This is a genomic window from Clostridium sp. UBA6640 (genome assembly GCF_002455975.1).
Classification (GTDB): Bacteria; Bacillota; Clostridia; order Clostridiales; family Clostridiaceae; genus Clostridium_J.
Genome location: NZ_DKLM01000064.1, coordinates 1 through 12,517, shown reverse-complemented (window position 1 = coordinate 12,517; position 12,517 = coordinate 1). Strand labels below are relative to the sequence as shown.

At 32.0% G+C, this 12,517-nt stretch carries 13 protein-coding genes and 1 riboswitch; of the genes, 1 reads left to right on the top strand and 12 read right to left on the bottom strand.

What is annotated here, in order from left to right; translation table 11 throughout:
- The 8 genes from B2W91_RS06850 to B2W91_RS06815 form a co-directional block, all read right to left on the bottom strand.
- Positions 1–502, bottom strand: a 502-nt coding sequence (locus B2W91_RS06850; protein WP_291579645.1) for a PD-(D/E)XK nuclease family protein, incomplete at its 3' end; no start/stop codon positions are given.
- A gap of 365 nt (positions 503–867) precedes the next feature.
- On the bottom strand, positions 868–2,181 hold the full coding sequence (gene thiC / locus B2W91_RS06845) for a phosphomethylpyrimidine synthase ThiC (RefSeq protein WP_291579644.1): 1,314 nt from the start codon (positions 2,179–2,181) through the stop codon (positions 868–870).
- On the bottom strand, positions 2,150–3,214 hold the full coding sequence (thiE, locus tag B2W91_RS06840; protein ID WP_291579643.1) for a thiamine phosphate synthase: 1,065 nt from the start codon (positions 3,212–3,214) through the stop codon (positions 2,150–2,152). The genes thiC and thiE overlap by 32 nt, the downstream gene beginning before the upstream one ends.
- A gap of 89 nt (positions 3,215–3,303) precedes the next feature.
- A riboswitch (TPP riboswitch) is annotated at positions 3,304–3,404 on the bottom strand.
- Between the two features lie 95 nt (positions 3,405–3,499).
- Positions 3,500–4,306 (bottom strand): N-acetylmuramoyl-L-alanine amidase, encoded by an 807-nt coding sequence (locus B2W91_RS06835; protein ID WP_291579642.1) that lies wholly within the window; start codon positions 4,304–4,306, stop codon positions 3,500–3,502.
- Between the two features lie 159 nt (positions 4,307–4,465).
- On the bottom strand, positions 4,466–5,332 hold the full coding sequence (gene lipA, locus B2W91_RS06830) for a lipoyl synthase (protein ID WP_291579641.1): 867 nt from the start codon (positions 5,330–5,332) through the stop codon (positions 4,466–4,468).
- Positions 5,333–6,002: 670 nt separating this feature from the next.
- Positions 6,003–6,815, bottom strand: coding sequence for a ZIP family metal transporter (locus B2W91_RS06825; RefSeq protein WP_291579640.1), 813 nt, complete (start codon positions 6,813–6,815; stop codon positions 6,003–6,005).
- Between the two features lie 500 nt (positions 6,816–7,315).
- The gene (locus B2W91_RS06820) at positions 7,316–7,951 is read right to left on the bottom strand and encodes a flavodoxin family protein (RefSeq protein WP_291579639.1); all 636 of its coding nucleotides are present in this window, start codon (positions 7,949–7,951) and stop codon (positions 7,316–7,318) included.
- A 315-nt stretch (positions 7,952–8,266) separates the two neighbouring features.
- On the bottom strand, positions 8,267–8,731 hold the full coding sequence (locus tag B2W91_RS06815) for a GNAT family N-acetyltransferase (RefSeq protein ID WP_291579638.1): 465 nt from the start codon (positions 8,729–8,731) through the stop codon (positions 8,267–8,269).
- A gap of 502 nt (positions 8,732–9,233) precedes the next feature.
- On the opposite strand from B2W91_RS06815, the gene B2W91_RS06810 reads away from it, so the two are divergent.
- The gene (locus B2W91_RS06810) at positions 9,234–9,458 is read left to right on the top strand and encodes a transposase (protein WP_291579637.1); all 225 of its coding nucleotides are present in this window, start codon (positions 9,234–9,236) and stop codon (positions 9,456–9,458) included.
- Between the two features lie 441 nt (positions 9,459–9,899).
- Here B2W91_RS06810 and B2W91_RS06805 read toward each other — a convergent pair whose 3' ends face one another.
- From B2W91_RS06805 to B2W91_RS06790, 4 genes are all read right to left on the bottom strand, one after another.
- Complete coding sequence (locus B2W91_RS06805; protein ID WP_291579636.1) at positions 9,900–10,550, bottom strand: ABC-2 transporter permease; 651 nt, start codon at positions 10,548–10,550, stop codon at positions 9,900–9,902.
- Positions 10,547–11,407 carry an ABC transporter ATP-binding protein gene (locus tag B2W91_RS06800; protein ID WP_291579635.1) on the bottom strand — a complete coding sequence of 287 codons (861 nt, stop codon included), beginning with the start codon at positions 11,405–11,407 and terminating at the stop codon, positions 10,547–10,549. Before B2W91_RS06800 ends, B2W91_RS06805 begins: the two co-directional genes overlap by 4 nt.
- Positions 11,400–11,780 carry a GntR family transcriptional regulator gene (locus B2W91_RS06795; protein WP_291579634.1) on the bottom strand — a complete coding sequence of 127 codons (381 nt, stop codon included), beginning with the start codon at positions 11,778–11,780 and terminating at the stop codon, positions 11,400–11,402. The genes B2W91_RS06800 and B2W91_RS06795 overlap by 8 nt, the downstream gene beginning before the upstream one ends.
- A 316-nt stretch (positions 11,781–12,096) precedes the next feature.
- A partial coding sequence (locus B2W91_RS06790) for a hypothetical protein (protein ID WP_291579633.1) occupies positions 12,097–12,517 on the bottom strand: 421 nt, incomplete at its 5' end.

Below are 12,517 nucleotides of genomic sequence, written 5' to 3'. Positions count from 1 at the left end.
TTACGGTTTCATAAAAAAATTCTTCAAGGTCATTAAAACTATACTTTGTGGTAAATTCTTTAATATCATAATTCTCTGTATTAACATACATGACAGTTATATTGATGTCTTTAAGGGCATTGGTAAATGCGTACATATATCCATAGAGCTTAGCTTGTGCACTATGTAGTAGATTTTCATTAGTTATATCAAAGAGCTGTCTTTTAGTACTTTTTATTTCTAATATATTTGTAATTTCCTGGGAAATTATTATTCCATCAATTCTTCCTTCTAAAGTTAATTCAAAATCTTTAACTTTAAAAGTTTCTTTTATAGATACTTCTTTTTCAAACTTTGCATTGTCGTTATCTTCATATTCCTTATCCAATTGTTTTTGAACCTTCTGATGTATTTTTGTGCCTTCTAATGCCCTTCCATGGCTTATATACTCATTAGTTAAATCTCCATATCTATATATGAATTCCACTAAATTTCTAACGGAAATTCTAGCTTGTTTATTCATTTCTATACCTCGTTATAATTAATTAATTAATTTTACTACATGATTTTTATAAAAATAAAGAGAATAAATAATGACCTTTTCTCTAAAATAAAGTAATAAAATCAATTTATTACAGTTTAAAATATTATAACATATTTACTATTAACCTTCCTTTTTATTAATTATGGCAAATTTAATTCTAAATATATATAGGGAAAAAGTTTTATTACACACTCTTTAATAAGATAATTAACCCTTTCTTTATAATCTATAAGATTAGGTGAAATTAAAAAAGGTATATAATTTAAATTTATTCTTCTAAATTATATACCTTCTGATTTTATATTTTATTAGATTTTACAAAATTAGCTTTTGAAATGATCTTTTTAATCATCTTCTCTTAAAATATTTATATTTTTTCCTTGAAGAATTTTGTTCATGTTTCTCATTGAGCACATTTTACCGCACATAGTGCAACTATCTTCATGTTCAGGCATGGATTCACGTCTATATCTTCTAGGTTTTTCTTCATCAATAGCTAGATTGAACATTTCTTCCCAATCCAATGCTTGCCTTGCTTTGCTCATTTTATAATCTATATCTTTTGCACCTTTTACATTTTTAGCTATATCAGCAGCATGAGCAGCTATTTTAGAAGCAATTATCCCCTCTTTCATATCTTCTAAGTTTGGAAGTCTTAAATGCTCTGCTGGAGTTACATAGCATAAAAAGTCTGCGCCATGTGTAGCCGCAATAGCCCCACCAATAGCACTTGTAATGTGATCATATCCTGGTGCTATATCCGTAACTAATGGCCCTAATACATAGAAAGGTGCTCCATGGCAAAGTTTCTTCTCAAGTAACATATTAGCTTCTATTTCGTTAATAGCCATATGACCTGGTCCTTCAATTATAACTTGTACATTTCTCTCCCATGCTCTTAAAGTAAGCTCTCCTAATATCATAAGTTCTTTTATTTGGCAGGCATCAGTAGCATCATTTATAGAGCCTGGTCTGCAAGCATCACCTAAACTTAATGTTAGATCGTATTTTTCACAAATGTCCAGTAATCTATCAAAATGCTCATAAAATGGATTTTCCTTATTATTTAATTCCATCCAAGCAAATAGTAATGATCCACCTCTTGAAACTATATTAGTAAGTCTTTTATTTCGTTTAAAAGTATTTATAGTCTCTCTATTTAAGCCCGCATGGATAGTAACAAAATCTACTCCATCCATAGCATGTTTTTCGACTACATCGAAAAACTCATCTACAGTTATATCTTTAAGCTCTTTATCATAAAATCCCACTACATCATACATTGGAACAGTACCAATCATTGCAGGTGATATATCTATTAATTTTTTTCTAAAATCATAGGTTTTACCATAATTACTTAAATCCATTATAGCTTCTGCCTTCATTTCTAAGGCCATTTTGACTTTTTCAAGTTCCGCTTCAATATTAGCACAATCCTTTGATATACCCAGATTTACGTTAATTTTCGTTCTAAGACCTTGTCCAACACCTTCTGGTGATAAGCTCTTATGATTTTTATTTGCAGGTATTGCTATTTTACCCTCTGCAACTAAAGCTCTTAATTGTTCTATATCTATGTTTTCCTTTTCTGCAATAATCTTCATTTCCTCTGTTATAATATGCTTTTTAGCAGCATCCATTTGAGTTGTGTAATTCATAGTTATCCTCCTCATTTATCTCATTTATTATTTTTCTAATATTATTAACCTTAGTCTTCATACTTTCTGTGCTAACAAGTTCAGAAATCATAGCAAAACAGTTTCCACCACTATTTATTACATCCATTAAATTTTCTTCTTTTATTCCGCCTATTGCAACAAAAGGTAACTTTATATTTTTAGATACCCATTTTAAATATTCTAATCCTTCCGAATATTCCACATCTTTTTTGGTTTCAGTATTAAATATGGGACCTACACCTATATAATCAACTTTTTTCTCTAAAGCTAAAAGAGCTTGATCTTTATTACTAGTTGAAAGCCCAATTGTCATATTAGGTGCAATTTTTTTTGCTTCTAGCGGATCCATATCTTTTTGTCCTATATGTATTCCATCAGCTTGTACCGCTACTGCGATATCAATGTCATCATTAATAATAAAAGTTACATCATGTTTTTTTGTTAATTCTCTAATAATTTTGCATTGGTTTAATTTATAAATTTTATCTTTATTTTTTTCTCTATATTGAATTATTTTAATACCATTTTCAATAAGCTCTTTAGTTAATTGAATATTATCTTTACCATTAGAAAAATCTTCTCCTAAAATAGCATAAATACTGTCTTTAAAATAAAACCTTCTATTTGGATAAGTTTTTTCAAGGTAATAGGATTTAAACCTTAAAGTTTCATACTTTTTACCATATTCATAGTACCCTAATACTTTTAACAATTCCTCAATAGTTCTTAGTCCTTCTTGTATTCTTTTAAAATTAGATTTTATTAATGCTTCAATAGTTTCTTTTTTATCTACAGTGGTTTTTAAAGATATAGCAGCGCCAATATCATTTATTGAATCTCTATAATCTATAAGTTCATCACTGTCAAAAGTTTTTCTTACATCATGTCTTAATTCTCTAAGTTCTTTGGTTTTTATTTCATCATTATAGTAGAATCTACATAGATCCTCTAATACTCTAATTCCCTCAGAAACTCTATTTATATTTGCATCAATAATTCTATATATAGACAAAACATCTCCACCTCCCAAAAATAAATTAAAAAAACAATTTTATCCAAAATAAAAAAGCTTGCCAAAGGCAAGCTTAAAATACATATAAAAGTGCATTTATTCTGCTTCCCTACGGTGGTATTAACCACATCAGGTTCAAGGGTTAGGCAAAATCTGCCCTCTCAGCCATAAGGCACCCCTAGCAATAAGGTTATTTAATTCTTTAATTTCATTATAACAATATTTAATATTTTTGCAACATATATCTAATAATAATCAAATCGTAAATTCAATTATATATTAGGTTTATAAAATTTTTGCATAGCTAATATTTATATATCCTCCACTGTTACCATAATATATAGAATACCAACCATTAGATTTTTTATATAATTTAACTTTATCATTCTTCTTTAATTGTCCAATTACTGAATAATTTATACCAGGTCCACTTCGTACATTTAAAATATCGACAGTGATTTGTGCTATTTTATCTTTAATAGAATAATCATTATCTCCAATATTTTTTACAGGTATAGTTGGAATAGGTTCTTTATTATTATCATCAATATTAGTTAAAGCTTTAAAGATACTTTTAGCTATGGTATATGGTCCAAGTTTCTGCCATAAATTCATATCATTTTTATTATCTACAAATGCGATTTCTGGTAATACGCAAGCCATATTAGTTTCTCTAGGTACATATAAGCTTTCATTTTCCTTTACTCCCCTATTTCTAAACCCTAGACTTGATATGGCATCGGCTACTGCTTTAGCAGAGCTTGAAGCTAGTCCAGAATTAGAAAACACATATACCTCTGTACCATAGCCATTTCCATCAGAGGAATTATGATGCATACATATATGAAGTTTCGATTTATGATTATTGGCTCTATTTACCTCTAGCACTAGCCTATCATTTACAGATAAATCTTCATCATATGGTGTTACATCATATATTGTTAAATTGTATTTGTTACATAGTTTAACAAATTCCTCAGTTATTGATTTATTTAATTCAGCTTCAATCCTATATCCTACAGCACCAAGGTCTGTTTTAGTACAATGTCCTGCAGATATCGTTAGTATATCGCCACTATTTATTAGTGCCATAATATTATCACCTCAATTATATATATGCATATAAAAGGATTATCAATATATGAAGTATAATTTTATTTTTACAACTTTATTTTGTATTAATCAAATTGAAAGCCCAGTGCTATAAGTAAGCATTGGGCTTTCAATTTAAATACAATATAATTTTATATTCTAAGCTTTTAATAGGCTTTCAAAAACTTCTGCTGCATAGTAGGAACTTCTTACTAATGGTCCACTAGCTACAAATTTGAAGCCTAAATCTTTACCGATAGTTTCATACTTTTTAAAAGTATTAGGATGAATATATTCTACAACATTTATATGTTCTTTTGACGGCATTAAATACTGTCCTATAGTTAATATATCGCAGTTTACTTTCTTTAAATCCTTCATTAGCTCTATAACTTCTTCTTCACTTTCACCTAATCCTACCATAAATCCAGATTTGGTTAAAATATTTGGATTAAGCATTTTTACGTTTTGTAAAAGCTCTAGAGATCTTTTATAAATTGCCATAGGGCGAACTTTATTATACAGATTTTTTACAGTTTCAATATTATGATTAATTATTTCAGGATTAGAATTCACTACTGTTTTCAATGCCTCAATGTCGCCTTTAAAATCAGGTATTAACACCTCTGTTGTAACTTTTCTATCTAGCTTTTTAATTTCTTTTACAGTCTTTGCGAAATGATTAGCTCCACCATCAAGTAAATCATCCCTTGTAACTGAAGTAATTACTACATGTTTTAGGTTCATTTCCCTTACAGTTTGTGCTAAATTATATGGCTCCATTAGATCAACTTTTTCTGGGGCATCTTTTGTAACCTTACAAAACTTACAATTTCTAGTACAATTTTTACCCAAAATCATAAATGCCGCTGTACATTTATTATAACATTCTCCATGATTAGGGCATCCTGCTTCTTCACAAACTGTATTTAACTTATACTGGCTTAGCAAAGAACTAACCTTATTGATATTTCTACCACTTTGTAATTTTACCTTTAACCATTCTGGCTTTCTTAAATATGTCATTAACCCACCTCTATTTCATATATTCCCTCTTAACCTTAAGCTATATGCCATAATTACTTATATATAAATTATAACATCAATTTAAAAGAAAAATTTGTAACATTATGGTGAAATAGTATATCTTTTCTTATATTGCATTATATATATATATAGCGTTTATGCATATTAAAACATTTTAAAAGTTTGAAACCTCTTATATTTCAACATTTATATGATTTATTTATCTGAAAGTTGATATATAGATATTTCTTATAGATTAAAAATACCTGCTAAAATATTACACTTTACTATTTATTTATAATATTGTAAAACATCAGAAACAGGTGCTAACAAATATGAAATACGTACTTTATGTATTATCTAAAGGGGAATGCTATGGAATTAATAGCAATAAATTTTATCTAGTGAATTTAATTTAATGGTATTAAGGGAGGAAAGCTATTATAGTCAAAAAGGGTTTGTTAAAAAAATAATTTCATTAACTACACTAGTATTAATTGTTTTGCTGTGTTCTTTCATCAATGTTTCAGCGAAAAATTTAGCAGATGTATCTATTCAAGAATATCCAGCATATGAAGTCATACCTTTAAAAGTAGAGATTCAATTAATAACAGCCTTGATGCACAGAAAAGTCATCAAGGCTGTTATTTTTTATCTATAAAAAGACTATCTATCCCAACGCTACATCAAGAACCATCATAATAAGAAAGCCAGCCATTACTCCTATAGTTCCTGAATGTGAATGCTCTCCTAGGTGAGCTTCAGGTATTAATTCCTCCACTACCACATATATCATAGCACCTGCTGCAAAGGATAAAAGCCAAGGCATAATCCCTTGAATTGAACCAACTAACAATACCCCAACAATTCCAGCTATGGGTTCAACTATGCCTGACAGTGCTCCATATATAAAAGCTTTTGTATTTGATAATCCTTCTTTTTTAAGTGGCAATGATATAGCCGCTCCTTCTGGGAAGTTTTGCAGTGCCATTCCAATTGCAAGAGCTGATGCTGATGCAATGCTAACTGTAGAATGTCCACTTCCTGCAAGTCCAAAAGCAAGCCCAACAGCTAACCCCTCTGGAATATTGTGCAGAGTTACTGCAAATACAAGCATTGTGGTACGTTTTAAAGATGACGGAAGTCCCTCTGGATAATCGCTATCTAAGTGAAGATGCGGTAATAAATTATCAAGTAAAAGTAAAAATAATCCGCCGATAACAAAACCTCCTGCAGCTGGTATCCAACCAATCATTCCTTGTTCTTCTGCCATTTCTATAGAAGGAATAATAAGAGACCATACTGATGCTGCTATCATTACCCCTGCTGCAAAGCCTAAAAATATACGTTGCAGACTTGGCTTTATTTCTCCTCTAAAGAGAAATACCATTGCAGCACCTAAGGCTGTTGCTAAGAAAGTAACTCCTGTACCTATTGCTGCAAGAGCAACTGGACTTAGTGTACTATTTATAAATATATTCATAAGTGTCACCTCCAAGTAAATTCAAAATATAATATAATTATTATTTATAACAAGTTAATATTCTTAGTAATTCTATTAAACTACTACTTACTACTGTAAGTGTATAATCAAATAAATGAAGTTAAATGATACTGATTATCAATTAATATTATATACTCTTAAATAATTTATATCAATATATAATATTAAATTAATTTATATAAAACACAGAAATCTCCCTTTAACAATCTGTTAAATCTAAGAATTATTTTTATATACTTAATAATCATACCTTCTGCATCAAACTTTACAATATAATCTTACTGTAAAGAAGTTTAACTATTTTAATTTTTTTCTAACAGTACTATCAGTAACAAAATATAGTGCTGAAATTGATAACTTCTCAATAAAGCCAAATAAAAAATGAAATATGTAGCAATTCGTTACACATTTCATTTTTATCTCACAGAAAATCTATTTATTTATGACTTGATATATTTTCATTCTTTCATAAACTAATTCTATCTTATAAAGTTCGTAAATACTTTACGTTCCTTATCATTTTCTTCTACATTCTCTTTACCAGCTTCAATAACATTCATAAGCCATGACATATTTTTACCTAAAACTCTCATAATTTGCATTCCTTCTTCATCTTTAGTTGCTTCACCTGGAACTGTACCATAAACTACATTCCAATAATTTGATGTAGGCATTACCATTTCTGAATAGTTAATGTAATTATTTAGTTGATTAAATGCTGGAACTCCTCCAGATCTTCTCACTGCAACTACACTAGCTCCCACTTTATGTCTAAACATTCCTCCATTTGCAGAGGCTACATAAAATGCACGGTCTAAAAATGATTTCATAGTTCCTGCTATAGCTGAGTAGTATACAGGAGATGCCAAAATAATTCCATCTGCATCCTTCATTTTTTGAATCCACTGATTCACTTCATCATTGTCAATAACACACTTTTCATTTCTGTTTCTGCCACATCCGTTACATGCCAAACACCCTTGTATTAGTTTGTTTCCCATGTGAATAATCTCTAATTCTATGTTTTCTTTTTCTAATTCTACACCTACGGCCTTTATTGCTTCATAAGTGTTTCCATTCTTTTTAGGACTTCCATTAAAAGCAATTACTTTCATAATATATACCCCCATACAATTTATATCTTTAATGATGTTATTATATGCCTTCATAACCTAATTAACAAGTACGCACTTTTCTGTTAGTAACCTAGTTTTATGTAGCATTTATTATTATAGACTTTGAGCGTATAAACCTGCAAAACAAAGAATAAATATAAGTCTTTATTTTAAGCATCTAAAAAACAGCAACGTAGTATGTCATCATACTACGTTGGCACAACTATTTATGGTAATTGACTTATTCTGTCCATTTCTAAGAAATTTCCAACAGTATTTCATGTTCCTATGTCTTTAAATTGCACTTTGATTATACTACGTTGTTTTCAGCTGCATGGAATGTACAGACACTTTGAAGGACTCATTTCCAGGCATTGAACCTGAAAGAATCTCTAAGGTTTCAAACCCCATTGCCTCATATAATCGTAAGGCAGGCTCATTTCCGACCAAAACCTCTAACATAAGCGGCCTACAAGTTGTATTTTCAATGGCATATTTAACTAAACTTTTTCCAACACCCTGTCTCATAGCATTAGGATCTATATAAAGCCATGCAATTTCATCTTCTGAATACGCCACGAACCCTACTACACTATCATTTAATTGACCAACTACCACTGTATAATCAAATAATTCCTCATCAATGGCCGCCTGAGCAAGCGGTATAAATGCATCCTTAAGCCCAGCAAATTGAAGCTCTATTTTTCTAGCACAATCATGTATTTCCTCGATACGTGACCAATCTTGAGTTTTATACTCTCTTATAATAATATTTGACATAACAAATACCTCCAATCATCTATAGATAATTTTTAAAAGAGTTTTTAGAGAAAAGCGTTAATATTTATAATAGTGTACAGCATTTACAATTAATTTTCCAATTTTCTATTTTCATTCATACTCCAATGCAATGCTTCTATAGAGGCAATCATTTCTTATATCAAAACTGGAGCACCTATGGTGGCCAATAGATTTTTTATAAATAATAAAATATTTTTATTGTGACGAGCCACATAAACCCTACCCATTTCTATGATAATATTCTGCAATTATCTAGCTTTTCCTTTTATAAGCAATATAGCAACTCTTATTCTAAGACAAGAATTGCCTAAAATTATTGTGATAATAGATAAAAATAGATTTCTTTAATTAAGGATTAAAAAGGAAATTTATATTTTTATTATAAGTTGTAATTTGGTAATAAATTAAATTACAACTTTTTTTATTCTATAGGAAATTATAAAATTTCAAATCTGTGGATAACTTGTTGTAACATTAATATATGAAGGCTAAGACGATAGCCGTTAAAGAGATACTAGTAGAAAAATATGATGGAGAAAAAATTACGTTTTGGTATGAGGATTATGATGACGGACATAAAATACGAGTTACTATGAATGTATTAGAATCCATAGGTAAAATAACTCAACATATATTTCCTAAAGGATTTAAGACAGTGAAGAGTATGATGAAAAATAGAATAGTAATAGGAAGGGAATGTCAGTAATGGCATTCCCTAATTGTGATGCAGATTTTTATTATGCAAGCGAAAAAAAGAGGAGGAACACTCGCATTTTGCAGAAGACGATGTGTGTATTCCTTTCTAAGCATAATTGCCGCAAAGCGTTACTATTAGCAAGTACAAGTTTTAATACACAATCTCAATCACAGCGTAAAGGGTCATTACATTAAGCCAAATATATGCAGAACTACAAAATCTTCTTCCTCTTGTTATTCGTGCTTTGCAAAATCAATAATATTATCGCATTCCTGCGCTACATACCCTTTTAGTCTTGCCAATATCAAGTCGGGAACAATTACCTTATCGCATTTTGGACATCGGCAAGCCGGAACATTCACAGCTTTTTTTGTCAGACTGCTATACTCTTAGTGAAAATCTAAATAAATGCCAGTCATGCGTTTTTTACAGATTCTACATTTCATGTAATCATCCTCTTTTCCGTTTGCGATAAGCAACAACTGAAATTCGATATGAAAGGAATTGGATAATACAACTTGCCAATATGACGCCCACAATCAAAATACTTCTATTAGTTTGCATAAACTCGATTATGCCTGATAGTGCAGGGACAAAAGATGGTATTGCAACTAAAGCCATTACCGCAACAAACGGAATCATAGACCAAACCTTTGCTTTTGTGTAGCCCATCTTGAAGTACAATGGCATTTGTATTCCTGTGATAGTAGAGAAAACTAACAATGACGCGCTGAACCCAAGTATAATTTCGGATAGCTTTAACGCTCTGCTTTGAAACACTACAAAGCTAAAATACATAACGATCACCATGATAAACGATATAAAATAGTTCAGAAAGGTATAAACATATCGCCCAAGCACTATATCTTTCAAACTAACGGAAACTGAACCGTATAAGCAATCAAGGTCGTTCTTTTCCTGGATGGCAAAAATATTAGAGGACATCAACGCCACAAACCATGCGCCAGTGATACACAATATGTTAACAGACGAACCCATGAACCCAAACATCATTACTGCTAACACTAATGATAAATACACGCCAAACTGTGATTTCATTGTGAAAAAATCCAGTTTTATAATCCTCAAAACGCCTGTCATTTCCTTGCACCCCCTTTGCTAATGCCGATAACAATATCATCAATTGTCGCGGTATCAAAGACATAATCCTTATATTGGGCCGCTTCTTTCGCGCCGATAAGTCCTTCAAAGCCCATATTGGTTTTACGCAAACCGATAATGCTTTTTTCAAGCTCAGCCGTTAAATCTCGCGGTCTGCCTTTGATAAGTCGATAACTGCTTAATAAGTCATCCATACTGCCGGTAAAAATCAATTTCCCATGATTTACAAACGTGATGTAATCGGCAACCCGTTCTAAGTCTGTTGTAATGTGAGTGGAGAATAAAACGCTTCTTTCACCATCTTTTATATACTCTTGCAGGATTTCTAAAAACTCGCTACGGGTTACAGGGTCAAGCCCGCTTGTTGGCTCGTCAAGTATCAGCAGTTTCGCGTTATGTGAGAAAGCGCAAGCAAGCATTAGTTTCATTTGCATACCACGCGATAACTCTCTCACCTTTTTTCCTTGTGGCAAATCAAAGCGTTTTACCATTTCGCTGAAAATATCATGTTTCCAATCCTCGTAAAAGATAGATATTGCTTTTTCCGTGTCCTTTACCGTCCAGCTATCCACATAAAATATGCTGTTGAACACAACACCAATATCCTGCTTAATGGCATTTTCACTTTTTACATTGTCTTTGCCGAAGACCAAAATCTCTCCCGCGTCCTTTTCCAACATATTAAGAATAAGCTGTATTGTCGTTGTCTTTCCGGCTCCATTCGGGCCGACAAGTCCCATGATATACCCTTTGGGCAAGGAAAGGCTGATATTATTCAGCTTGAAGCCGGGAAAGCTCTTGCTTACGCCGGTTAATTCTAAATAGTTATTAGTCATTTTTTACCTCCAATAAAAGCCGTAAAAGGCTGATAATTTCATCATCAGTCATGGACACTCTCTGTGCTGCTTGTATCGCATTGTTTAAGTTGTTTTCCACTTCCTTGATAAGTTGCTCACGGATAAGATTAGAACTACTCGACATAACAAAAAAGCCCTTACCTTGTCGACTTGTAATAAATCCTTCCTGTTCAAGCTCATTGTATGCCCGCGTAGTAGTCAGCACACTTATTTTTAAGTCCTTTGCCAACTGCCGAAGCGAGGGGAGAATTTCATCTTCTACCAGTTCCCCTGATAATATTTGAGCCTTTACCTGCTCTTTTATTTGCTCATAAATCGGTAGGCTGGAACTATTCGATATAACAATATTCAAATCATCACTCCTATACTGTACATTTAACTACATATACAGTATAATCAGAAAGATCAGTTTTATCAATAGGTTTTTTTATATTTTTTTAAATTATTCATAAAATCAAAAATTAAAAAGTCCTACCGCTTTCCGGGGTGAGCCGGCGGGCAGTGGGCTTCATAATAAAAAAAGTATAAAAAATACGTTTTAGAGCTTGTTTTTCCACCGTGAATATGTAAGCTGTGAGCCACAGAGAAGTTGAAACATATCTTTAACGGAGGTAAGTATAATGCTAGAGATCTCCGCAATCGTAAAGGAAGTCGAGGAGCTTTTTGACTTATTCAAGGGCTACTTTTACAATGAAGATTTCAACCGTTCGATCATCACCGTATCTCCGGATGGCTGGTGCAGCGTACAGGAGGTATGGAAAGCTGAGAATGAAGTGCACCGGGAGATTAACCTTTGCGCTGAATACCTTTCGAGCGAGAAGACTGAAAACAAAAAAGCACCAGCCGGGGATGATACCTCGACTGGCGCTTTTGTGCTTGTATATAGGGGGGCAAACCCCGGCAAGATTGCCTGGGCCTTTGGCGGACATGCTTTTACTCGGCTTCAATGTCGGAGAGGGTGCAACAATCAATGCTGAAAATGGCAGGGGCGTCGATTTCCGCACAATCCGGCTGGCTGGGCATTTTTCGATAGAACACATAGAACAAAAGGACGAAAGCAGAAAAGTGCCATAATTACAGGCTTTTTTG

Excerpts from the sequence above, each read along its gene's own strand:
- thiC (WP_291579644.1), bottom strand. The coding sequence starts at position 2,181 with ATGAATTACACAACTCAAATGGATGCTGCTAAAAAGCATATTATAACA.
- B2W91_RS06810 (WP_291579637.1), top strand. The coding sequence starts at position 9,234 with ATGAAGGCTAAGACGATAGCCGTTAAAGAGATACTAGTAGAAAAATAT.
- B2W91_RS06820 (WP_291579639.1), bottom strand. The coding sequence starts at position 7,951 with ATGAAAGTAATTGCTTTTAATGGAAGTCCTAAAAAGAATGGAAACACT.
- lipA (WP_291579641.1), bottom strand. The coding sequence starts at position 5,332 with ATGACATATTTAAGAAAGCCAGAATGGTTAAAGGTAAAATTACAAAGT.
- B2W91_RS06805 (WP_291579636.1), bottom strand. The coding sequence starts at position 10,550 with ATGACAGGCGTTTTGAGGATTATAAAACTGGATTTTTTCACAATGAAA.
- B2W91_RS06800 (WP_291579635.1), bottom strand. The coding sequence starts at position 11,407 with ATGACTAATAACTATTTAGAATTAACCGGCGTAAGCAAGAGCTTTCCC.
- B2W91_RS06825 (WP_291579640.1), bottom strand. The coding sequence starts at position 6,815 with ATGAATATATTTATAAATAGTACACTAAGTCCAGTTGCTCTTGCAGCA.
- B2W91_RS06815 (WP_291579638.1), bottom strand. The coding sequence starts at position 8,731 with ATGTCAAATATTATTATAAGAGAGTATAAAACTCAAGATTGGTCACGT.
- B2W91_RS06835 (WP_291579642.1), bottom strand. The coding sequence starts at position 4,306 with ATGGCACTAATAAATAGTGGCGATATACTAACGATATCTGCAGGACAT.